The organism is Xanthomonas vesicatoria ATCC 35937 (assembly GCF_001908725.1).
Classification (GTDB): Bacteria; Pseudomonadota; Gammaproteobacteria; order Xanthomonadales; family Xanthomonadaceae; genus Xanthomonas; species Xanthomonas vesicatoria.
In genome coordinates this window covers 5,016,434-5,038,961 of record NZ_CP018725.1, presented here as the reverse complement: position 1 = coordinate 5,038,961, position 22,528 = coordinate 5,016,434, and the positions used below count along the sequence as shown (strand labels likewise).

Annotated in this window: 23 protein-coding genes; 5 read left to right on the top strand and 18 right to left on the bottom strand. The window is 64.8% G+C overall.

What is annotated here, in order from left to right; genetic code table 11:
* Positions 1–114: 114 nt before the first annotated feature.
* Genes BJD12_RS22085 through surE form a run of 4 tightly spaced genes read right to left on the bottom strand, consistent with a single transcriptional unit; the run spans position 115 to position 2,977 of the window.
* Positions 115–891, bottom strand: coding sequence for a peptidoglycan DD-metalloendopeptidase family protein (locus BJD12_RS22085; RefSeq protein WP_005992400.1), 777 nt, complete (start codon positions 889–891; stop codon positions 115–117).
* On the bottom strand, positions 888–1,502 hold the full coding sequence (locus BJD12_RS22080) for a YqaA family protein (RefSeq protein ID WP_005992402.1): 615 nt from the start codon (positions 1,500–1,502) through the stop codon (positions 888–890). Before BJD12_RS22080 ends, BJD12_RS22085 begins: the two co-directional genes overlap by 4 nt.
* Positions 1,503–1,520: 18 nt before the next feature.
* On the bottom strand, positions 1,521–2,201 hold the full coding sequence (locus BJD12_RS22075) for a protein-L-isoaspartate(D-aspartate) O-methyltransferase (RefSeq protein ID WP_005992404.1): 681 nt from the start codon (positions 2,199–2,201) through the stop codon (positions 1,521–1,523).
* Positions 2,198–2,977 (bottom strand): 5'/3'-nucleotidase SurE, encoded by a 780-nt coding sequence (surE, locus tag BJD12_RS22070; RefSeq protein ID WP_005992406.1) that lies wholly within the window; start codon positions 2,975–2,977, stop codon positions 2,198–2,200. Before surE ends, BJD12_RS22075 begins: the two co-directional genes overlap by 4 nt.
* Before the next feature lie 99 nt (positions 2,978–3,076).
* On the opposite strand from surE, the gene BJD12_RS22065 reads away from it, so the two are divergent.
* Positions 3,077–3,616: a Smr/MutS family protein gene (locus tag BJD12_RS22065; protein WP_005992408.1), complete on the top strand. Its 540-nt coding sequence runs from the start codon at positions 3,077–3,079 to the stop codon at positions 3,614–3,616.
* Between the two features lie 275 nt (positions 3,617–3,891).
* Here the strand turns inward: BJD12_RS22065 and truD are convergent, their stop codons facing one another.
* The 9 genes from truD to BJD12_RS22020 all read right to left on the bottom strand — a co-directional run bounded on the left by truD (position 3,892) and on the right by BJD12_RS22020 (position 11,854).
* The gene (gene truD / locus BJD12_RS22060; RefSeq protein ID WP_005992410.1) at positions 3,892–4,995 is read right to left on the bottom strand and encodes a tRNA pseudouridine(13) synthase TruD; all 1,104 of its coding nucleotides are present in this window, start codon (positions 4,993–4,995) and stop codon (positions 3,892–3,894) included.
* A 282-nt stretch (positions 4,996–5,277) separates the two neighbouring features.
* Entirely contained in the window at positions 5,278–5,769 is a 492-nt protein-coding gene (gene ispF / locus BJD12_RS22055; RefSeq protein WP_005992412.1) for a 2-C-methyl-D-erythritol 2,4-cyclodiphosphate synthase, read from the bottom strand.
* A gap of 17 nt (positions 5,770–5,786) precedes the next feature.
* Complete coding sequence (gene ispD / locus BJD12_RS22050) at positions 5,787–6,590, bottom strand: 2-C-methyl-D-erythritol 4-phosphate cytidylyltransferase (RefSeq protein WP_005992414.1); 804 nt, start codon at positions 6,588–6,590, stop codon at positions 5,787–5,789.
* Complete coding sequence (ftsB, locus tag BJD12_RS22045) at positions 6,587–6,952, bottom strand: cell division protein FtsB (RefSeq protein ID WP_005992416.1); 366 nt, start codon at positions 6,950–6,952, stop codon at positions 6,587–6,589. The genes ispD and ftsB overlap by 4 nt, the downstream gene beginning before the upstream one ends.
* Before the next feature lie 3 nt (positions 6,953–6,955).
* Positions 6,956–8,248 carry a phosphopyruvate hydratase gene (eno, locus tag BJD12_RS22040; RefSeq protein WP_005992419.1) on the bottom strand — a complete coding sequence of 431 codons (1,293 nt, stop codon included), beginning with the start codon at positions 8,246–8,248 and terminating at the stop codon, positions 6,956–6,958.
* A gap of 124 nt (positions 8,249–8,372) precedes the next feature.
* Positions 8,373–8,648 carry a hypothetical protein gene (locus BJD12_RS22035; RefSeq protein WP_324250437.1) on the bottom strand — a complete coding sequence of 92 codons (276 nt, stop codon included), beginning with the start codon at positions 8,646–8,648 and terminating at the stop codon, positions 8,373–8,375.
* A 99-nt stretch (positions 8,649–8,747) separates the two neighbouring features.
* Positions 8,748–9,578, bottom strand: a complete 831-nt coding sequence (kdsA, locus tag BJD12_RS22030) for a 3-deoxy-8-phosphooctulonate synthase (RefSeq protein ID WP_005992423.1) — start codon at positions 9,576–9,578, stop codon at positions 8,748–8,750.
* Positions 9,579–9,772: 194 nt separating this feature from the next.
* Positions 9,773–11,437 carry a CTP synthase gene (gene pyrG, locus BJD12_RS22025; protein ID WP_005992425.1) on the bottom strand — a complete coding sequence of 555 codons (1,665 nt, stop codon included), beginning with the start codon at positions 11,435–11,437 and terminating at the stop codon, positions 9,773–9,775.
* Between the two features lie 174 nt (positions 11,438–11,611).
* The gene (locus tag BJD12_RS22020) at positions 11,612–11,854 is read right to left on the bottom strand and encodes a hypothetical protein (protein ID WP_005992427.1); all 243 of its coding nucleotides are present in this window, start codon (positions 11,852–11,854) and stop codon (positions 11,612–11,614) included.
* A gap of 164 nt (positions 11,855–12,018) precedes the next feature.
* On the opposite strand from BJD12_RS22020, the gene parE reads away from it, so the two are divergent.
* Positions 12,019–13,908, top strand: a complete 1,890-nt coding sequence (gene parE / locus BJD12_RS22015) for a DNA topoisomerase IV subunit B (RefSeq protein WP_005992429.1) — start codon at positions 12,019–12,021, stop codon at positions 13,906–13,908.
* A 241-nt stretch (positions 13,909–14,149) separates the two neighbouring features.
* Here the strand turns inward: parE and BJD12_RS22010 are convergent, their stop codons facing one another.
* Complete coding sequence (locus BJD12_RS22010) at positions 14,150–14,944, bottom strand: CDP-diacylglycerol diphosphatase (protein WP_039421580.1); 795 nt, start codon at positions 14,942–14,944, stop codon at positions 14,150–14,152.
* Between the two features lie 139 nt (positions 14,945–15,083).
* Here BJD12_RS22010 and BJD12_RS22005 point away from each other — a divergent pair, with 139 nt between their 5' ends.
* Positions 15,084–16,586 (top strand): S10 family peptidase, encoded by a 1,503-nt coding sequence (locus BJD12_RS22005; protein WP_005992433.1) that lies wholly within the window; start codon positions 15,084–15,086, stop codon positions 16,584–16,586.
* A 61-nt stretch (positions 16,587–16,647) separates the two neighbouring features.
* Here BJD12_RS22005 and BJD12_RS22000 read toward each other — a convergent pair whose 3' ends face one another.
* The 3 genes from BJD12_RS22000 to BJD12_RS21990 all read right to left on the bottom strand — a co-directional run bounded on the left by BJD12_RS22000 (position 16,648) and on the right by BJD12_RS21990 (position 19,279).
* Positions 16,648–17,409, bottom strand: a complete 762-nt coding sequence (locus BJD12_RS22000) for a YdcF family protein (protein ID WP_005992435.1) — start codon at positions 17,407–17,409, stop codon at positions 16,648–16,650.
* A 106-nt stretch (positions 17,410–17,515) separates the two neighbouring features.
* Positions 17,516–18,643, bottom strand: a complete 1,128-nt coding sequence (locus tag BJD12_RS21995; RefSeq protein ID WP_042827990.1) for an inorganic phosphate transporter — start codon at positions 18,641–18,643, stop codon at positions 17,516–17,518.
* Positions 18,644–18,652: 9 nt separating this feature from the next.
* Positions 18,653–19,279, bottom strand: a complete 627-nt coding sequence (locus BJD12_RS21990) for a DUF47 domain-containing protein (protein ID WP_005992439.1) — start codon at positions 19,277–19,279, stop codon at positions 18,653–18,655.
* Between the two features lie 274 nt (positions 19,280–19,553).
* Here BJD12_RS21990 and BJD12_RS21980 point away from each other — a divergent pair, with 274 nt between their 5' ends.
* Both BJD12_RS21980 and BJD12_RS21975 read left to right on the top strand, forming a co-directional pair.
* Positions 19,554–20,894: a hemolysin family protein gene (locus BJD12_RS21980; protein ID WP_005992441.1), complete on the top strand. Its 1,341-nt coding sequence runs from the start codon at positions 19,554–19,556 to the stop codon at positions 20,892–20,894.
* On the top strand, positions 20,878–21,549 hold the full coding sequence (locus BJD12_RS21975; RefSeq protein WP_005992443.1) for an exopolysaccharide biosynthesis protein: 672 nt from the start codon (positions 20,878–20,880) through the stop codon (positions 21,547–21,549). Before BJD12_RS21980 ends, BJD12_RS21975 begins: the two co-directional genes overlap by 17 nt.
* Before the next feature lie 426 nt (positions 21,550–21,975).
* Here BJD12_RS21975 and BJD12_RS21970 read toward each other — a convergent pair whose 3' ends face one another.
* Positions 21,976–22,476 (bottom strand): pyridoxamine 5'-phosphate oxidase family protein, encoded by a 501-nt coding sequence (locus BJD12_RS21970; protein ID WP_005992445.1) that lies wholly within the window; start codon positions 22,474–22,476, stop codon positions 21,976–21,978.
* Positions 22,477–22,528: the final 52 nt, after the last annotated feature.

Sequence of the window (22,528 nt, the reverse complement as noted above, 5' to 3'; positions counted from 1 at the left end):
CTTTCAGGCGAAACCCTCCTAAGCAGCCTCGGCCTGTCTTAGCGGGGCGACCCGCCCCGGCCCGCAGCGCCAATCGCCCCAAGCTGTTACGACTCCCGAATTCCAACTCCCAAATCACTTCTTCGGTAAATACAGCAGCGGGTCGACCGGTTTGCCGTTGTAACGGATCTCGAAGTGCAGCATGTCGCGGGCGGCGCCGCTGCGACCCATCTCGGCGATCTGTTGACCTGCCTTGACGCTCTGGCCTTCGTTGAGCAGACGCTTGCGGTTGTGGCCGTACGCCGACAGCCACTGGTCGTTGTGCTTGATGATGATCAGTTCGCCATAGCCGACCAGGCCGGCACCCGAGTACACCACCACGCCATCGGCGGCGGCGCGCACGGCTTGCCCGCTGGCACCGGCGATGTCTACGCCCTGCTTGGTGGCTTCGCCGTTCACGAAGGTACCGACCACCACGCCGTCGGCCGGCCAGCGCCAGGAAAAACCGCTACTGACCGGTGCGACCACCGGCGCAACCGGACGCGGCGGCACCACGGTGCCGGCTACTGGTGCACTGGCGCCCGGCTTGCTGGCACCGGGCGGATACAGCTTCAAGGTCTGGCCGGGGTAAATCGTATTGGGAGAGGACAAGCCGTTCCACGCAGCCAGGTCCGGCACGGTGATGTTGGTGCGGCGCGAGATCGCATAGAGCGTGTCGCCGCGCTGCACCGTGACCGTCGCGCCCGGGCGCGGCACCGACGGCCGCGGCGCCGCGGTCGGCCGCGAGGACGACGACCCACCTCCGGCGCCAGGCGAACGCACTACTGTAGCGCTACTGCAGGCGGTCAGCCCGGTGACCACCATGAGCAGGACTGCTGCCTTACGTACCGAATTCATCTGCGTCTTGCTCATCCGTTCGTTGTCTTCCACACCAGCCAACCTGCGCCTGCTGCGAGCACCGCCATCGCGACCCAGCCCAGCGGCTCGATCCAGCGATGCAGCGCCGCTTCGGCCCGTGCGCCACCCAAACGGATCGCGCCGGCGACCAGATACACCCGCTTGCCGCGGCCGACCAGCATGCTGGCGATAAACGGCAGGATCGGCACGCCAACCACGCCCGAGGCCCAGGTAAAAATCTTCAAGGGGATCGGCGTGAAGCCGACCAGCACCAGCGCCCAGAACGCCTTCCACGGCGACTCCGCCACCAGTGCGCGCAGGGTTTCGATCTGCGCCTGGATCTTCACGCTCCAGCCCAGCCATTCGATCAGCGGCTGCAGCGCGGCAAACGCGAAATGGCCGAGCAGATAGCCAACCAATGCGCCGCACACCGAACCGATGAGGCTCAAGGTAGCAAACCACAGCGAGCGCTTGGGCTCGGCCAGCGACATCGGTGCCAGCATCACCTCCGGCGGTACCGGGAAGATGAATCCCTCCACGAAACTGAGGCCGGTCAGCAGCGCTGGCGCGCGGCGGTGGCGCGACCAACGGATGGCCACGTCGTATAACGGCCCGAAAATCTTCATCGAGGAACTCTCATAGGGTCAATCCAGCATGCCCGACAACAACGGAACGAACGTGACCGGCGCCAGAACCTGCTGCTCGATCTCGCCTTCGCCATTTCGTGTGAGCTGCACCAGAGACTGCGCAGCAGCGCCCCCGACCGGCGCAACCAGGCGTCCGCCGACCGCAAGCTGATCAACCAGCGCATCTACCAAAGCCGGCGCGGCCGCGGTGACCACGATGGCGTCGTACGGGCCATGCTCGGGCCAGCCGACGCGGCCATCGTCGTGCTTGCTGCGCACGTTCAGGCCCAGATGGCGGAAGCGCTTGCGCGCCTGACGCAGCAGGTCGCCGATGCGTTCGACGGTGTAGACCTCCAGGCCCAGCGCGGCCAGGATCGCGCCCTGGTAGCCGGAGCCGGTGCCGACCTCCAGCACCTTGGTCGGCGCTACCTGCAGCACTGCCTCTGTCATGCGTGCGACCACCCACGGCTGCGAGATCGTCTGGCCGTGACCGATCGGCAGCGCGGTGTCTTCGTAGGCACGCGAGGCCAGCGCTTCATCGATGAACAGATGACGTGGCACCGTGCGCATGGCGTTGAGCGTGGCTTCGTCCTGGATGCCGGCCTCGCGCAGGCGCTCGACAAGACGGTCGCGCACGCGCTGCGAGGTCATGCCGATGCCGACCGATTCCGGTTGCAGCATGCGCAGCCTCGGCGTCATGCCGGGCCGTCCAGCGCAGCGGTCAGCCCGCCAACCCACCCCGCCACCGTCTCCAGCGCCTGGTAGCGGGTGAGATCGACATGGATCGGCGTGATCGAGATACGCCCGGTGCGCACGGCGTGGAAATCGGTGCCGGCGCCGGCGTCCTGCTCCGGACCGGCCGGGCCGATCCAGTACACGGTGCGGCCGCGCGGGTCTTGCTGCGGCACGCAGGGCTCCGAGCGATGCCGGTTGCCAAGTCGGGTGACTTCGAAGCCGAGCACATCCGTCCAGGCCAGATCCGGCACGTTGACGTTGAGGATGGTGTCGGCCGGCAACGGGTCGGCCTTCAGCCGCGCGACGATCTCCACCGCGGCGCGCGCGGCGGTGTCGTAGTGATGGGCCTGGTGATTGTGCGTGACCAGCGATACCGCGACCGCGGGCAGGCCCAGGAAGCGGCCTTCCATCGCGGCAGAGACAGTGCCGGAATAGATCACGTCGTCGCCGAGATTGGCCGAATTATTGATGCCGGAGACCACGATATCCGGGTCGTACTCCAGCATGCCGGTGAGCGCCAGATGCACGCAGTCGGTCGGTGTGCCGGCCACCGCGCAGGTCTGTGCGTCGATGCGACGGGTGCGGATCGGCACATCCAATGTCAGCGAATTGCTGGCGCCGGAGCGGTCGCGATCGGGCGCGACCACCATCACTTCATGACCGGCATGCCGCAATGCCTCGGCCAGGATCTGGATGCCGGGGGCGTCGACACCGTCGTCGTTGCTAACCAGTACGCGCATGGGACTCCTCGGAAAACCCAGCCATGATACCGGATGCGTCCATGCGCTTGCCGCTTGATCTTCGCGTGTATCTGGGGTTGGACCGGTTACGCTGTCCCAATGTCACACCCTGAAGACGAAGACGACAGCGCACTGTTCCGCGCAGCGATCGGCGCGGTCAAGCCGATCCGCGAGGTGGCGCCGCCGGCCAATGCCAAACCGCGCCCCAAACCGCGTGCGCGCATGGCCGAGCGCGACGACGCCGAAGCGCATACCGAATTTGCCCGATTGCTACGTGACAGCGCACCGCTGGAAGCCGGTGACACCGCCAGCTATCGCCGCGAGAATCTTCCCACGCGTTTGTTTCAACGCCTCAAGCGCGGGCAGTTTTCGGTGCAGGACGAACTGGATCTGCATGGCGCCACCGCAGCGCAGGCCGAAGCGTTGCTGCGGCAATTCCTGCTGGATGCACACGCGCACGAACATGGCTGCGTGCGCATCATCCACGGCAAGGGCCTGCAGTCGGACAATGGCGCGCCAGTGCTGAAGAACCTGATGGACCGCCTGCTGCGCCAGCGCAACGATGTGCTGGCATTTCATTCGGCGCCGCCGACGCAGGGCGGTACCGGCGCGTTGCTGGTGTTATTGGCGCGGCGGTAGTGTGGTGATGCGTGGGTAGGTGCTGGCGTTGTCGCTACCGGCAGGCAGGCGTCGTGTTTAGATGAGGCGTGGTCTGTGTGCGTGCAACCTGGCGCTTGCGTTGCGATACCCATTCACTCATGAGCATCCGCTGCGCCGCATAAGCTGCGTGGCTTGCAACCGCGCTTCCGTGCACCTGACAAGCTATTGGGAGTGCTGGTCGCGGCCGGGTCCGCTCCTACGAGAACGCGGGATTGCCTTGTGTTTGCGGGGTTTGACAACTTGCTTGAGCACGCTCAGCCATCGACGCGAGTCGCTAATGCTGGACGACCGGCATCGCCGACGTCGCCCAGTTCCCATAGCACCGCAGTGGCGTAGCAGCCTGGCGGCAGCGCAAATTCCACTTGCAGGGCCTGATCTTGCAGCCAGCGATATCCCAGACCCTGCGGACGCAGGCGCAATGCGCGGCGCTCCTGCTTCAGCCCGGCTGCTTCCAGGCCCTGGCGCAAGACGTCCGATTGCGGATCCGATAACGCGCCCTGCTCCACCGCTGCGGCCTGATCGGTGCAACGCAACTCGCCAGCGCCCCACAGTGGGCCACTTGGGTGGATGTCGAAACGCGCCAGCCGCTCGGCCAGCACCTCGCTCCACGGCTCGGGACCGAACACGCTGCGCGAGCCATCCAGCATCCACGCCTCGCCATCCAGCGCTGCATCCCAGCTGCCTTGCTCCACACGCGCGGCCAGGACGCGATTGAACAGCGACGAGCGCGCCGCAGACAGCAGGATCGAACGTTGATCGTTGCGCAGACGCCGCTTGGGTGCCGGTGACAACGTGCCGTCGGCCTCCTGCAGGTAGCCGAACATCGCCAACGCAGATGCCACGTTGCCGCCATCGCGCCCAAACCGCTGTTCGCCAAACCAATTGGGAATGCCGCGCGCGGCGATTGCCTGCAAGCGTTGCTCGATGGCGTCGCGCTCGCCCTGCACCTGACGCAGCGTCAGCACGAAGCGATTGCCCAGCAACGCGCCGCGTTGCAGCTTGCGGTTGTGCCAGGTGCTGTGAACCACCTGCATCTGCGCATCGTCGAGCATGGCAAGGTCCGGCGCAACGCGCTTGGGCAGATGCACGCTGAAACGCTGCGTGGTCACTGCATGACGATCCTTCAACCCTGCATAACTCACGCCCATCTCGGCGATACCCGCCCACTGCGCAAGCTGTTTGGCTATATAGGCAGTGTTCTGGCCGCGCTTGCGAATGGTGAGCAACAGATGCTCGCCCTCGCCGGACGGCTCGAACGACGGCAACTCATCGACCTGAAAATCCTCCGGCGTACTGCGCATTGCTGCGCTAAGGACCGCAGCGCCGTGCGCGCGTGGCAGGAAGGAAGTCTCGCTCATGGTGTGGTTCGCCTTCGCGCCGACGCATCGTGCGCTATGTGCCGAATTCGGCGCGGATATCGTGACGCACGCCGGCAACCCGGCCTGCGGAGTGCAGGAGTGCAGGAGTGCAGGAGTGCAGGAGTGCAGGAGTGCAGTCTAGAGCAGCCAACACACCAATGCGTTCACCGTAACGGGTCCAACCGGCGCTGCATGGGGCATAGATCGCTCATGCAGTGGCCGCTCTGAGCGTGCTGTACACGTCCATCCGCCAGAGTGCTCGCTACGCTGTATTTGCCGCGCCTAGAACCCGATCTTGCCCAGCAGCACCGCCGCCTGCGCGGCAATGCCTTCGCCACGGCCGGTGAAACCGAGCTTCTCGCTCGTCGTGGCCTTGACGCTGACCGCATCGAGTTCGATGCCGAGCAGCCCGGCAATGCGTTCGCGCATGGCCAGCGCATGCGGGCCAACCTTGGGCCGCTCGCAGATCACGGTGATGTCGGCGTTACCCACCCGCCAGCCGCGCTCGCGCAGCAACTGATCGCAATGCTGCAGAAACTGCGCGCTGTCGGCGTCCTTCCAGCGTGCGTCGGACGGCGGAAAATGCTGGCCGATATCGCCCAGCGCCAACGCACCTAGCATCGCATCGCAAAGCGCGTGCAACACCACGTCGCCGTCGCTATGCGCGAGGACGCCCTGGCTATGTGCGACGCGAACGCCGCCGAGCATCACATGATCGCCATCGCCGAACGCATGTACGTCGTAGCCCTGGCCGATTCGGAAATTGAAGGACATGGAAAACCCGTGGTGATTTAGGAGGCGTCGCTGCCGTCGTTGGCAACGGCGGCGAGCCCGGCATCGCTGTGCATGGCTGGCACAACTTCATCGATGGACGCAGCAGCAGGCCCGGCATCAACCGCAACGCCGCGGCGTACAAGTTCGAACTCGAAGCGCGCCAGGTCGGCCGGCGTGGTGATCTTGAAGTTGTCCTCCGCGCCTTCCACCAGCAGCGGGCGCAGCCCGAGCCGCTCCATCGCCATGGCGTCGTCGGTGACATCGACGCCGGCAGCCGATGCTTCGGTGAGGCCACGGATCAACTGATGACGCCGAAACAGCTGCGGTGTCAGCGCGCGCCACAGGCGGTCGCGTGGCTCGGTACCGTCGATCCCGCCATCGTCGCCAGCACGTTTGAGCGTGTCGCGCACCGGTGCGGCAAGGATCGCGCCGACTGGGTCGCCGCGGCCGGTTTCCAGTAACCGGTCCAGGTCTGCCAATGCCAGATTCGGCCGCGCGGCATCGTGTACCAGCACAAAGTCGTCCGCACGCACGCTCTCAGGCAGGGCCAGCAAGCCGGCCAGCACCGAGGCTGCGCGTGTTGCACCGCCTACGCAGGTCAATACGGGCTTGGACTGCACCGCTGTCCAGCCTGGCCAGTCGGCATCGCCCGGTGCAATCGCCACCAGAATGCCAGCGACCGCCGGATGCGCAGCCAGCGCTGCCAAGGTATAGGCCATCAGCGGCTGACCCGCTGCTGGCAGATACTGTTTGGGAAGCGCGCCACCAAACCGCGTGCCGCGCCCTGCGGCCGGCACGATAGCCCAGATCGAACCGGTCATGGGTGCGGTTCCGTTGCGGATGCAGGGTCAGACGTGGCCGGAGTGGGCGCGGCTTCAGCCGATGCGGCAGGCAGTGGCGGGGCATCTTCGACCACGCGATAGAACGTCTCGCCCGGTTTGATCATGCCCAGTTCGCTGCGTGCGCGTTCTTCGATTGCCGCCTCGCCGTCCTTCAAATCCTTCACCTCTGCTGCCAACGCCTGGTTGCGTTGGCGCAGACCTTCGTTGTCTTGTGTCTGATGCGCGACCTGGGCTTCCAGCATCATGACTTCGCCAGAATTCCCGGGCCCGAACCAGAAGCGGTACTGCAGCCAAGCCAGCAGCACCGCCAGCACCAGCAGTAGCCAGCGCCAGTTGCGCACGGCTTATCGCTTGATCGAAACGAACGCGTCGCGCCCGGCGTAACGCGCGCCGGAGCCCAACGCCTGCTCGATGCGCAGCAGCTGGTTGTACTTGGCCACACGGTCGCTGCGGCACAGCGAGCCGGTCTTGATCTGGGTGGCGGTGGTGGCCACGGCGATATCGGCGATGGTGGTGTCTTCGGTTTCGCCCGAGCGGTGCGAGACGATGGAGGCGTAGTTGGCCGCGTGCGCCATGGCGATGGCTTCCAGCGTTTCGGTCAGCGTGCCGATCTGGTTGACCTTGATCAGGATCGCGTTGGCGGTGCCCGAGTCGATGCCCTGCTTGAAGATCTTCGGGTTGGTGACGAACAGATCGTCGCCGACTAGCTGCACCTTCTTGCCGACGCGGTCGGTCAGCAGCTTCCAGCCAGCCCAATCGTCCTCGGCCAGGCCGTCTTCGATGCTGATGATCGGATACTGCGCGACCCAGTCGGCCAGGAAGTCGACGAACTGCTCGCTGGTCAGGCGCTTGTTCTCGCCGACCAGGTTGTACTTGCCGTTGTCGTAGAACTCGCTGGAGGCCACGTCCAGGCCCAGCAGCACGTCTTCACCGGCGGTGTAGCCGGCCTTGCCGATCGCTTCGAGAATGGTGTCCAGCGCTTCGACGTTGCTGCGGAAGTCCGGCGCAAAGCCGCCTTCATCGCCCACCGCCGTGCTCAGGCCGTGGCCCTTGAGCACCGACTTGAGCGAATGGAAGATTTCGGTGCCGGCGCGCAGCGCTTCGGAGAACGAGCTGCAACCGACCGGCAGCACCATGAACTCCTGGAAGTCGACGTTGTTATCGGCATGCGCGCCACCGTTGATGATGTTCATCATTGGCACCGGCAATTGCACATCGGCTTCGGTGATGGTGGACAGGTACTGCCACAGCGGCTGCTTGCGCGAGGCGGCAACTGCATGCGCGGCGGCCAGCGAGACACCCAGCAGCGCGTTGGCACCCAGGCGGCCTTTGTTCTCGGTGCCGTCCAGGTCGATCAGGCGACGGTCCAGCCCCTGCTGGTCGGCCGCGTCGAAATCCTTGAGCGTTTCGGCGATGGTGCCATTGACGTTGTCCACCGCGTGGCGCACGCCCTTGCCCATGTAACGGGTCTTGTCGCCGTCACGCAGCTCCACCGCTTCCTTGGTGCCGGTCGAGGCGCCCGAAGGGACGGCGGCGCGGCCGAACGCGCCGTCTGCCAGCGTGACTTCGGCCTCCAGCGTGGGATTGCCGCGGGAATCGAGGATTTCGCGGGCGAGGATCTTGGCGATAGTGGTCATAGGTCGATCGGTTACCAGTAAGGGGGAAGTACACCGGAAACAAGCTGCCGGATTATCGCCGCACACCGGTCCATTGCCAAATCGCATAGGGCCGGCTGCGTGCCAGATCGGCAAGACGACGCAATTAGGCCCTCAGGCCCAACAGCGCCAAACAAAACAGCAGTAACAACAACAGCAACAGCCCCAGACCCATGGCTGCAGCGCCCGGCTGGCGACGCAGTGAGAACGCGACCGGGCTGGCAACAAGACAGCCCAGCGTCACCAACGCGCCTACCAACAGCGTGACCAACATCGGAATGCGCGTGGCCTGCATCGCATGGCTGCCGTCGCCCGGCATGCCGACGCTGGCGGCCGCCAGGAAGGCCATGACGGCCAGGCAGGCCCATGCAGCGAGCGACAACCCCAATGCTATCCAGCCCCAAGGCCAGTGACGCCAGTGTCGGCGTTGGCGATGCGCTGCTGCCAACGCCCATGGGTCAGAACTCATGCGAATCGAAACTCATGCGAAACGCGCGAACCCGTGTTTCTTGGTCACTGCATCCAATTCCATCAGCGTTTCCAGCAGTTCTTCCATGCGGTCCAGCGGCCAGGCATTAGGCCCGTCAGAGAGGGCCTTGGACGGATCCGGATGGGTTTCGGCGAACAGGCCGGAAATGCCCACGGCCACCGCAGCGCGCGCCAGCACCGGCACAAACTCGCGCTGGCCACCGGAGCTACTGCCCTGCCCGCCCGGCAACTGCACCGAGTGGGTGGCGTCGAACACCACCGGACAGCCGGTGTCGCGCATGACGCTGAGCGAGCGCATGTCGCTGACCAGATTGTTGTAGCCGAATGAGGCGCCGCGCTCGCAGACCATGATTTGCTCGTTGCCGGTCGACTTGGCTTTTTCGACCACCGGCTTCATGTCCCACGGCGCCAGGAACTGGCCTTTCTTGATGTTCACCGGCTTGCCGGCGGCGCAGACGTTCTTGATGAAGTCGGTCTGACGCACCAGAAACGCCGGGGTCTGCAACACGTCGACGACAGCGGCCACTTCGTTCATCGGGGTGTATTCGTGCACGTCAGTGAGCACCGGCACGCCAATCTGCTTTTTCACCGCGTCCAGCACCTTCAGACCTTCTTCCAGGCCCGGGCCGCGGAAGCTGGTGCCCGAGGTGCGATTGGCCTTGTCGAAGCTCGACTTGAAGATGAAGTTGACCCCGAGCTTGCCGGTGATCTCCTTCAGCTTGCCGGCGACATCGAGCTGCAACTGCATCGACTCGATCACGCACGGGCCCGCAATCAGGAACAGCGGCTGGTCGAGGCCGACTTCAAAATCACACAGTTTCATCAGGTCACCTTATTTCGATTGAAGCCCCTCTCCCGTTGGGAGAGAGGTCGGGGTGAGGGCACGGGCGCAAAGCGCTAAAGCCCGATGGTTTGCCCTGGTTGCGCGTGGCGACGCGTTCATCAGGACCGCCATCTTCCGGTGTTGCGGCGCTCCGGCGCTTGCCGCCACCTTCTCCCGACGGGAGAAGGAACCGCTTACGCACGCGCTTCCTTGAGCAGCTTGCCACCAGCCTTCTTTTCGCGCGCAGCACGCACGAAGCCGATGAACAACGGGTGCCCGTCGCGCGGGGTGGACAGAAACTCCGGGTGCGCCTGGCAGGCCAGGAACCACGGGTGCGCATCGCGCGGCAGTTCCACCACTTCCACCAGCGTGTCGTCCATCGACTTGCCAGAGATCACCAGGCCGGCATCTTCCAGCTGGGTGCGGTAGCGGTTGTTGAACTCGTAACGGTGGCGATGACGCTCGGCCACCACGTCCTTGCCGTAGACCTCGCGCGCCAGCGTGCCGGGCTTGAGCCGTTGCTCCTGCAAGCCCAGTCGCATGGTGCCGCCCAGGTCGGATTTTTCGTCGCGCTTTTCGACTTCGCCGGTGGCGGTGCGCCATTCGGTGATCAGGCCGATCACCGGATGCGGCGACTGGCGATCATTTTCGGTGCTGTTGGCCGCATCCAGATCGGCAACATGGCGTGCATAGTCCACCACTGCGGCCTGCATGCCGTAGCAGATACCGAAGTACGGCACCTTGTGCTCGCGCGCAAACTTGGAGGTTTGCACCTTGCCTTCGAAACCGCGATCGCCAAAGCCGCCCGGCACCAGGATGCCGTCGATGTCCTGCAAGGCGGCCATGTCGCTGCCTTCCAGATCCTGCGCTTCCAGCCACTTCAGGTTGACCTTGGTGCGCTGGCGCAGGCCGCCATGACGCAGCGCTTCGGCCACCGACTTATAGGCGTCCTGGTGATCGACATACTTGCCGACCACCGCAATGGTGACCTCGTCCAGCGGGTGTTTGACCGCATCCACCACTGCCGCCCATTCGGACAGGTCGGCCGCGGCGACCTTGTCGCGCAGCTTGAACTGGTCGATGACCAACTCGTCCAGACCCTGGCGTAACAATTCCAGCGGCATGCCGTAGAGCACGTCGATGTCCGGGCAGCTGATCACTGCGCGCTCGGAAACATTGGTGAACAGCGCGATCTTGCGGCGCTCCGAATCCGGCACCGCCTGTTCGGACCGGCACAGCAGCACATCCGGCTGGATACCGATCGAGCGCAGTTCCTTGACCGAGTGCTGGGTCGGCTTGGTCTTCAACTCACCGGCCGCGGCGATGTACGGCACCAGGGTGAGGTGCATGAACATGGCCTTCTCGGCGCCGCGCTCGGTGCGCACCTGGCGGATCGCTTCCAGGAACGGCAGCGATTCGATATCGCCGACGGTGCCGCCGATCTCGATCAACGCCACGTCGAAGCCGGCCGTGGCCTCGTCGATGCAGCGACGGATTTCATCGGTGATGTGTGGGATCACCTGCACGGTGGCGCCCAGGTAGTCGCCGCGGCGCTCCTTGCGGATCACGTTCTCGTAGATGCGGCCGGTGGTGACCGAGTTCTTGCGCGACAGCCGCGTGCGCACGTAGCGCTCGTAGTGGCCAAGGTCCAGGTCGGTTTCGGCACCGTCGTCGGTGACGTAGACCTCGCCATGCTGAAACGGGCTCATCGTGCCCGGGTCCACATTGATGTACGGGTCCAGCTTCATCATCGTGACCTTCAGGCCACGCGCTTCCAGAATGGAGGCAAGCGAAGCGGCGGCAATGCCCTTGCCTAGCGAGGACACTACGCCGCCGGTAACAAAAATCAGGGGGGTCATGGGGCTTGAAGCCTCCCGGAAAGCCATAGTTTAGCGGGTGACGGGCGAATGCCCAAGGGTTGTGTGACGACCAGGTGGTCTCACACGGCAAATGGGTACTGCGGCGTGTAAATGCAGACGCCCCGGCCGAAGCCGGGGCGTCTGTGGAAGAAGCCTTAGCGCTGCGCAGATGCGTCAGCGTGCGGGCTTCTCTTCTTCCTCTTCCTCACGCGGCGCGCTGTCAGCCTTGGGCTTTTGCGCGGCAGCGGCGGCGCGGCGCTCGGCCTTGCGCTCGGCGTCGGTCTTGGCCTTGGCATCGTCGGCCTTTTGCGCGCTGGCGCCTTGACCAGCCTGCTGTGGAGCGGCCTGGGCCAGGGCGGGAAGCGCTGCGACCGCAGCCGCACCGAGGGTGAGCATCAGGATGTGCTTGAACTTCATGGCGTCCTCTTTGGCATCGGTGACATCCTCAGGTGGGGACGTTTGGTTCCGAAACCAACGCCAGGGTAGCCAGGAGCACCCGGCCGGCCACTGAACGTGGGTCGCGTGCAAAAAAACGGCCCAGCCGCCACACTTGCGCGTCGTTTCACGTGCCAGCGAGATGCATGAACACCCGTTATAACGCCGCCGATATTGAAGTGCTGTCCGGCCTGGACCCGGTCAAACGCCGCCCGGGCATGTACACCGACACCGCGCGCCCGAACCATCTGGCGCAGGAAGTGATCGACAACTCCGTCGACGAGGCGCTGGCCGGCCATGCCAAGCAGGTCGAAGTCACCTTGTACAAGGACGGCAGCTGCGAGGTGTCCGACGACGGTCGCGGCATGCCGGTGGACATGCACCCGGAAGAGAAGATTCCCGGTGTCGAACTGATCCTGACCCGCCTGCATGCCGGCGGCAAGTTCAACAACCGCAACTACACCTTCTCCGGCGGTCTGCACGGTGTGGGCGTGAGCGTGGTCAACGCGCTCTCGACCAAGGTCGAGCTGTTCATCAAGCGCGAAGGCAGCGAACACCGCATGGAGTTCCGCGACGGGATCGCCGCCTCCAAGCTGGAAGTGGTCGGCACCGTCGGCAAGAAGAACACCGGCACGCGGCTGCGTTTCTGGGCCGACCCGAAGTATTTCGACACACCCAAGTTCAATGTGCGTGCGCTGCGCCATCTGTTGCGCGCCAAGGCGGTGCTGTGCCCCGGCCTGACCGTGAAGCTGCACGACGAAGCTACCGGCGAGCAGGACAGCTGGTACTTCGAAAATGGCCTGCGCGATTATCTGAAGGGCGAGATGGCCGAGCACGAGATGCTGCCGGCCGACCTGTTTGCAGGCAGCCTGAAGAAAGACACCGAGATCGTCGACTGGGCTGCGGCCTGGGTACCCGAAGGCGAGCTGGTGCAGGAAAGCTACGTCAACCTGATCCCGACCGCGCAGCACGGCACCCACGTCAACGGCCTGCGCTCGGGCCTGACCGACGCGCTGCGCGAGTTCTGCGATTTCCGCAACCTGCTGCCGCGCGGCGTCAAGCTGGCACCGGAGGACGTGTGGGACCGGGTCACCTTCGTGCTCAGCCTGAAGATGACCGACCCGCAGTTCTCCGGGCAGACCAAGGAGCGGCTGTCGTCGCGTCAGGCGGCCGGTTTCATCGAAGGCGCTGCGCACGATGCCTTCAGCCTGTACCTCAATCAGAACGTGGAGATCGGCGAGAAGATCGCGCAGATCGCCATCGACCGCGCCAGCGCGCGGTTGAAGACCGAAAAGCAGATCGTCCGCAAGAAGGTTACCCAGGGCCCGGCCCTGCCCGGCAAGCTGGCTGACTGCATCAGCCAGGACCTGTCGCGGACCGAGTTGTTCCTGGTGGAAGGCGATTCAGCCGGCGGCTCGGCCAAGCAGGCGCGCGATAAGGACTTCCAGGCGATCCTGCCGCTACGCGGCAAGATCCTCAACACCTGGGAAGTGGCATCGGGCAGCGTGCTGGCATCCGAAGAAGTCCACAATCTGGCCATTGCGATCGGTTGCGACCCGGGCAAGGACGACATCACCGGGCTGCGCTACGGCAAGGTGGTGATCCTGGCCGATGCGGACTCCGACGGCCTGCATATCGCCACGCTGTTGACGGCGCTGTTCCTGCAGCACTTCCCCGCGCTGGTGGCCGCCGGCCATGTGTTCGTGGCGATGCCGCCGCTGTTCCGCGTGGACGTGGGCAAACAGGTGTTCTACGCGCTGGACGAAGAAGAAAAAACCACGCTGCTGGACAAGATCGCGCGCGAAAAGATGAAGGGCCAGATCAGCGTCACCCGCTTCAAGGGCCTGGGCGAGATGAACCCGCAACAGCTGCGCGAATCCACCATCCACCCGGACACGCGCCGGCTGGTGCAGCTGACCATCGACGACGGCGAACAGACCCGCTCGTTGATGGACATGCTGCTGGCCAAGAAGCGCGCGGGCGACCGCAAGCAATGGCTGGAATCCAAGGGCGATCTGGCATCGCTGGAAGTCTGACGTCGTGGAAGCACGCCCTTTCAGTCTAGAGGGGGCGCAGCACCAGAGCTCACTCCTGATCGGCGTACGCGCCGCCAAGCGCCTGGCCGCATGGATCGGCTGGGTGCGCCATGCAGTTCCGGGATGACGATCTGCGGTAATGGATCATCGCCACCTGCCGTCAGCGATCCATCTACTTGAAACGCCGCGCACCGCTCTGCAAACACCAAGGCGCGACGAGACGAGCCGGTCCAGCACCACTTCAACGCACGCCAGGCAAGACCTGCGTCGCACCGGTCACCAGACCGCAGGCGTGATCCTGCACTTCTTCGCCACTGGCACGGTTACCACTGCGTGCATCCTGCCGGGTCGCCAGCACGATGAATCCCGGCCGCCCGTCCTGCAGTTGCGCGCCAGCGACCACCAGCGAGTAATCGCGCAAGCTGGCATCGGCAGGAAGCGTGCCTGCCAGCAGCCGAACCGGGTCCTGGTCCAGCGCTTCGCCCTCCAGCGTCCTGGCCAGGTATACGTGGCCCAGTAGCGGCTCGGCCAAGGCATGCCACTCCGGGCCGATCTTGGCGCGCTGACGCTGCAGCGCTGCGTACACGTCCGGACGCAGGCAATCGATGTGGATATGCAGTTGCTCCTGCGAGCGGCCGTGCGGCGAGTTCAATGCAAGGCTGACGTATTGCCTGGGCAACGGGCGTCGCAACGCCTGCGCCACGAAGCTGCGCGCGTCCCAGGCGCTGGCGAAATAATTCGGCGCATCGGCGCGTCGCAACGCGGGGTCTTCGATTCCGCTGACCCGCACACTGGGTACCAACAAATACTGGAAGCTCCCGTGGCGGTCTTTCAACACCACTGCCTGGCGCGCCGGATCCGACCACACGGCGGCGCAGTCGGGCGGCCGCGGCGCTTCTGCCAGACATCGGGTGGAGACGATGCGCCACAGCGCATCCGGGTCGCTGGCATGGCGTACTGGCGCAGGTGGCGTCGCCGCGCAGCCTGCCAACACCAGCACCACGGCACATGCATATCGAACGGCGCAAGGCCTCATCTGCAGCTCGATCACCAGGGCGCGCCATGATAGCGAGCTACCCGGCATCGGTCAGCGCGACAGGCATGCCTTTTTGCACATCCACTGCGCGATGCCGAGCCCTAGCATCGGCACTTTCCCGCTCGAATGCCGATTGCCCATGCCTTCCTTGATTCGTACCGGCCTGCTGGCCTGCCTGCTGCTCGGCGTCCCGGCATTCGCCGCCGCGCAGGACAGTAAGACCGATTCAAAGCCCGGCGCCAAGGCCGATGCCGCTACGACCAACCCCACCCCGCTGCCGGCCGATACCAGCGTGCGTCAAAGTACGCGCCTTGCCGGGCGAACGCTGAACTACACCGCCACGGTCGGCACGCTGCCGGTGCGCGACGCGCAGGGCAAAACCACCGGCGAGGTAGTGTTCACCGCCTACACCGTGGACGGCAAGGACCGCCCGGTGACCTTTGCCTTGAACGGCGGACCAGGCGCGGCGTCGGTCTATCTGAACATGGGCGCGATCGGGCCGAAGGTGGTCGGCTTCGGCGCCGAAGGCGACAGCGCGTCCGCACCGGCGACCTTGCGCGACAATCCGGGCACCTGGCTGGACTTCACCGACCTGGTGTTCATCGACCCGGTCGGCACCGGCTTCAGCCGCGCGCTAATCGGCGACGACGAGGCCAAGAAGCAGTTCTACAACCCGCAGGCCGACGTGGAATATCTCTCGCGCGTGATCTACGACTGGCTGCTGAAGAATCGCCGCCTGCAGACGCGCAAGTATCTGGTCGGCGAGAGCTATGGTGGCTTCCGCGGACCGCGCATCACCCAGTATCTGCAGACCCGCCTTGGCGTGGCGATGAACGGCGTGGTGCTGGTCTCGCCGTTCCTCAACCCGACCCTGGACGACAACAGCGACGTCTCGCCGCTGGCGTGGATGCTGACCCTGCCCTCGATCGCCGCTGCGCACCTGGAGCGCCAGGGCCAGCTCAGCGACAGCGCGATGCGTCAGGTGATCGACTACACCCGCGGCGACTATGCGGTGGCGCTGATGAAAGGCCGCACCGACCCGCAGGCCAGCGAGGCGATGCTGCAGCAGGTCACCCGCATGACCGGGCTGGATCCGGCTTATGTGCGCCGTTCCGGTGGGCGCCTGGAAACCCAGGCGTATCTGCGTGAAGTGTTTCGCGACAAGGGCGAGCTGGGCAGCCGCTACGACGCCAACGTGACCGCCTTCGACCCGTTCCCCAACGACCCTACGCAGCGCGCCAGCGACCCGCTGTTGGACAGCATCATCGCGCCGACCACCACCGCGATGGTGGACTTCGTCACCCGGATCGTCGGCTGGAAAGTCGATGCCCGCTATCAGGCGATCAATTACGAGGTCAATACGGCGTGGGAATGGGGCGATGAACTGCGCAAGGGCGCGGTGACGCAGCTGCGTCAATCGGTGGCGATCGACCCCAAGCTGCGTGTACTGATCGCACATGGCTGGAACGATCTCTCCTGCCCGTTCATGGGATCGGTGCTGACCGTGGACCAGATGCCGGCGATGGGCGACCCCACGCGCGTGCAAGTGCGCGAGTATCCCGGTGGTCACATGTTCTACAACCGCCCCGACAGCCAGGCCGCGTTCCGTCGCGACGTCGAGGCGATGTACGAAACACGCTGAGCGCGTGCAGTGCCGGGCGTGCGACTCACGTCCGGCGGCGGAACGACCGCCGTCTTGGCGCTCAGATCGCGCCGGGCTCGGTCGCCTTCACGTTCCAGCCCAGCCATTGGTAGAGCTGATAGCGCGCGATGCCCAGGTATTCGTGCAGGGCGACATCGGCCAGGGTGAAGTTGTAGCTCTGCGGCAGGATCGACCAGGAAGCGGTCAGCCAGTCGGCGCGCACCGGGATGGCATCGATCCCGAAATGGCGAAAGTACAGCTCGGCGCGGCGCAGATGCGTGGCCGAGGACACCAGCACCACGCGATCGGGCCGGTGCGCGCGCAGCAAGGGTTGACTGAATTGCGCGTTCTGCCAGGTGTTCATGCTGGACGGTTCCATGATCAGATCCGCCCGATCGATCCCCAGCCCGATCAATACGCGTTGATAGACCACCGCCTCGGACAGGCCCAGGCCGCGTGCGTCGCCGCCGCTGATCTCGATCTTGCAATCGCCACCGCTGTGCCGACATTGCCGATACAGTCGCGCCGATTCGACGATGCGGCCATAGGCGAACATGTTGGCCTCGGCCACCGCATCGCGGCCTTCCGGACGCACGGTGCCGGCGCCCAACAGCACGATGACATTGCGCGCGCCCCAGCCATTGAAATCGTTGACCCCGGTACGCTGCAGGTTCTGCAGCATCCACGATGGCAGCGGCCCGCAGCCAATCGCCAATACCAGCAGCAGGCTTGCGCCGGCCAGCACACGCGAGAACCGCCGCAAGCCGCGACGGTCGAGCAACCAGGCGAATCCGAACAACACGCATACCAGGGCAAGCATCATTGCGGAAGGTCTCACTCAGGACGCGCAGGCAGCCCAGTCACGGCAGATCCCTTGCGCAATAACCCACCAGCGTGACAGCGGTGCGTGACCGCACCGCGACATTGCCTCAGATCCAGCCAAACAGCTCGAACATTGTCAGGATCAGATACGCCACGCCGCCAGCAGCGGGGATGGTCAGAATCCAGGCCCACACAATGCGCTCGATCACGCCCAGCCGCAGCGAGCGCGGGTTCTTGGCAAACCCCACGCCCATGATCGCGGTGGAAATGCTGTGCGTGGTCGACACTGGCATCCCGAAATGCGCGGCGACGGTGAGCACGGTGGCCGAGCTGGTCTCGGCAGCAAAGCCATGGATGGGATGCAGCTTGACCATCTTGTGACCGAGCGTCTTGATGATCTTCCAGCCACCGGACGCGGTGCCGGCGGCCATCACCACCGCGCAGGTCAGCACGATCCACATCGGGATGCCGTCGCCGGCGGCCAGGCCGGTGCCCGGATGCAGGAATGCCAGCCAGCTAGGCAGACTGTCCAGTGCTCCGGCCGACTGCGCGCCGATCAGGGTCATGGCGATGATGCCCATGGTCTTCTGCGCATCGTTGTGGCCGTGCGCGTAGCCCATGTACGCGGCCGAGGCGATCTGCGCCTTGCCGAAGAACGCATTGACCCAGCGCGGCCGCGCCAGCCGCCCGATCGGGCCGCCAAGCCTGGACATGCCGGCGATGATCGCCCACAGCAGCACCATCACCACGATGCCGAGCAGGAAACCGGCGATCGGCGAGGTGATCATCGGCACGAACACCTTCCACAACAGGCCCTTGTTCTTGGCCCAGTTGCCGATGTTTTCCGACCAGATCAACGCGTCCCAGTTATTGTGCGCGGCGGCCAGGCCGGCGCCACACAGGCCACCGATCAGCGCATGCGAGGACGACGACGGCAGCCCCTTCCACCAGGTGATCAGGTTCCAGATGATGCCGCCCAGCAGCGCGCACAGGATCACCTGCGGGGTGACCTCGACCACGTTGGTGTTGAGCAGCCCAGAGGCAATGGTCAAGGCCACCGCAGTGCCGGTCAGGGCGCCGATCAGGTTCATGCCGGCGGCCAGCATCACCGCCCAGCCGGGTGACAACACCTTGGTGGCGACGACGGTGGCGATGGAATTGGCGGTGTCGTGGAAGCCGTTGATGAACTCGAATACCAACGCGGCCAGGATCACCACCAGAACAAGGGTAAGCACGCGGCGACCTCAGCTGTTCTTCAATACGATCTGGTACACCACCACCCCTGCCTCGCGGCAACGGTCGATGGCTTTTTCCAGGATCTCGAAGAACTCCTTGAGCAGGAACATCTGCAGCGTGTCCAGGCGGCCGGAATAGATGTCGCGGTACAGCTCGAGCATCAGGCGGTCGGCTTCGTTTTCCAGCGTCCGCAGCTTGTCGTTGAGCGCAGTCATGCGATCGATGTTCATCTGCGGCAGGTCGGTGACCATCTCCACCACTACCGCGGCCGCTTGCTCCAGCATCGCCGCGCGCGGGGCGAAGTCGATGTGTTCCAGGTGCTTGGTGGCCAGCGAGTAGCGGTCGGCGAATTTTTCTACCTGCTTGGGAATCTTGTACAGCGCCGAGCCCAGCGCTTCGATGTCTTCGCGCTCGATCGGGGTCATGAAGCTGTCCACCAGCGCCTGGCCGATCTTGTCGGAGGCGGCGCGTTCGCGCAGGCGGGCCAGCTTGAAGGCGTCCAGCGCGGGTTGCCGGTCGGACGTGCGCATCATGGCGTGCAACGCCTTGGTGCTGTCGTAGGCGGCCTGCGCCGCTTCGTTCAGAAGCGCGTAGAACTGCTTGCCGGAGCCGAAGATGGTCTGCAACGAGAACATGGGTGGAGAACTTCCTGCCGTCGAGGGAGAGACGGACGCCAAGGACGAATTATGACCGTTCCATGACCTGTCTGGGTATATCGACGCCGCGCGCGGCCTTCACGCCGGGTTTTCCCGGCTCGAATCACCCTGCGATTTGCTAACATGCCCCCGCGCCTTCGGGCGCACCCTATGGAAGACGACCCTATATTTCCCCGTTGCCGCCCCGCCTTCGCGCGCGCCGGCCAACCCCGTGCTTGCCCGCCCTCCCCTTCACTGACCGGGGAAGACGCCCGTGGTTGAGTTTTTGATCGTCATCGCATTGATCCTGTTGAACGGCTTCTTCGCCATGTCGGAGATGTCGCTGATGACCTCGCGCAAGAGCCGCCTCAAGCAGATGGCCGGCTCCAGCAAGCGCGCGGCGCGGGCGCTCGCATTGGCCGAGAGCCCGGAGAACTTCCTGTCCACGGTCCAGATCGGTATCACCTCGATCGGCATCCTGACCGGCCTGTTCGGCGGCGAAGCCATCGGCGAGGCGATCGGCGAGCGGCTGCAGCTGGCCTTCCCTGCGCTGTCGGCCACGTTCTCGTTGGTTGGCGACCCCAAACCGTATTCGGCGGTGATCGGCAGCACCCTGGCGGTGGCGCTGATCACCTTCCTGACGCTGATCTTCGGCGAGCTGGTGCCCAAGCGACTGGCATTGCGCAATTCCGAGGACATTGCCGGCTTTGTCGCGGTCCCCATGACCTGGCTGGCCAAGATCGCCGCGCCCGGGGTCTGGGTGCTGGCACGCTCCACCCGGCTGGTGCTGCGGATGCTGGGCATGGGCAAGGACGAATCGGCGTCGATCACCGAAGAAGAGATCCGCATGCTGGTGGCCGAAAGCCACGAGGCGGGCGTGATCGATGCGCACGAGCGCGACATGATGAACCGGGTGATGCGCCTGGGCGACCGCACCGCCGACAGCCTGATGACGCCGCGTAACCGCATCGCCTGGCTGGATGCCAATGCCGAGCCGGAACGCAACCTGCAGATGATGCGCGAGCACGAGTTTTCGCGTTACCCGGTGTATCGCGGCAGCGACCAGGACATTGCCGGCGTGCTGGAAGTCAAATCGCTGGTCACGCGCATGGGTGGGCACGGCGAGAATCTTTTCCAGGCGCTGCGCGATACCTTGTTCGTGTCCGAGTCCACGCATGCGATGAAGCTGCTGGAGATCTTTCGCGAAGAACAGCAGTCGATGGCGCTGGTGGTGGACGAATACGGTGAAATCCGCGGCTTGGTGACCATTAGCGACCTGATGGGCGCGGTGGTCGGCCGTCTGCAGGCGGTGGAAAATACCGACGAAGATGCGCTGGTGATCACCCGTGCCGACGGCTCGCTGCTGATCGACGGCTCGCTGCCGGTGGAAGAACTGCGCGAAGTGTTGGGCGCCGAACTGCCGGAAGCCGACGAAGGCGATTACCACACGCTGGCCGGGCTGTGCATCTACTACTTCGGGCGCATTCCGCAGGCTGGCGAGTTCTTCGACTGGGCCGGTTGGCGCATCGAGATCGTGGACCTGGACGGCGCGCGCGTGGACAAGCTGCTGCTGAGCCGTATCGGCGACGAGGACAGCGATGACATCGTCGGATAGCGGCGTCCCGCCATCCGATGATTCCGATGGCGAACAGATGCGCTACCGCAATGAAGGCATCCGCAGCTTGCTGGCGGCCTTCAGCGAGGGCGACCCGGAACACGTGCTACGCGTGCGCGAAATCCTGGCCGACCTGCAGCAGAGCGCGTTCGGGGTGTTTTTGTTCCTGGCGATCCTGCCGTCCTTTATTCCGATTCCAGGCGTGGCTGGCGGCATCAGTGGCCCGCTGACAGTGCTGATCGGCCTGCAGATGATGTGCTGCCTGCGCAAGCCGTGGGTACCGGCCTTTATCGGCGACCGCGGGCCACGGCGACGTACCAGTCAGCGGTTCGTGACCAAACTGGCACCGACGCTGCAGCGGCTGGATCGCCTGCTCAAGCCGCGTTTGCACGGCGTGCTCGATCGGATACCGGCGCAGGTGTTCACCGGATTGCTGCTGGTGTTGGTCGGCATCTTGCTGACGCTGCCGATCCCGTTTACCAACTACCTGTTCGGCCTGATCCTGCTGCTGTTCGCGCTGGCCTTGCTGGAACGCGATGGCGCATTGATGTTGGTGGGCTGGGCGGCGGCGCTGGTCTCGATCGCGGTGTTCGGCATCACCTCGGACCACTTGGTGGATCTGATTCGTGGCTGGTGGCCGGTGGCTTGGCGTTGAGTTTCAACCTTGCGTGCGCGCCGGATTGTGCTTGGCGCTGACCGATCACGCCTGACGCTGGAATGCGTGAGCCCTCGTCTTCCCTGGCGATCGCTGATTGGCATCTCCGTCAAACGTCGAGGATGGCGACGGACGTACCTTCACCCCAACCCCTCTCCCACTGGAGAGAGGCCAAGGCACTGGCGTGCGGTTGAGCGATCTTGGGTCGAGGCTGCGTCGCGAAACACCCGTGCGAATGACGCGCGTTATTGGCGGCATGTTGCGCTAGAGGCCAATCAAGCGGCTCGGGTCGCGATGCGCTTCCGCTGCCTCTAAAACAGCCCGATCGTCGCGCCAACACCACGTCTTGGCGCTTGGATCGGGTCTTGTCGCTTAAGTCGGGTCTTGGACCTCGCAGCAGCGCTGATTGCTGACGTGAGCTCTCGCTTACTTCAGATCGACCACGCGGTTGTCCGAGAGGCTGGCGGTATCGTCGGTAACAGCCGTCATGACGAAGTAAAGCGCCTTGCCGAGCAGGCCACTGGGGCCGTCCCAATACTCTGCCGACTCGGCGCGCACGTGGATCAGGCGCAGGTTGGGATCGTCCTTGCCGCCGGGGAAGAATACTTTCATTGCCGGCGACCACAACTCATCGATTTTGGCGCGGTCGTGCACCACGCGGGCAGTGCCTGCGACCGACACATAGGTGTTCTTGGACGCCGAGGCGTAGGCCACATTGACGCGCGGATCGGCAGCGATCTCCGCTACCTTCGGGCTGTCGGCAGCGGTGGCGAACCACAGGTCGCCATCGAATTCGACTTCCTGCGTGCCCAGCGGGCGGCTCACCAACTTGCCGTCTGCCGAGACGGTCGTGAACATTGCAATGTCCACGCCGCGAATCAATTCCGCCAACTGCTTGATGCTCTCGCTACGTTCCTGGAGTTGCATGCGTGTGTTCCCAATGGAGATGCACGCATCTGAGCGGATTGCCGCGCAAAGC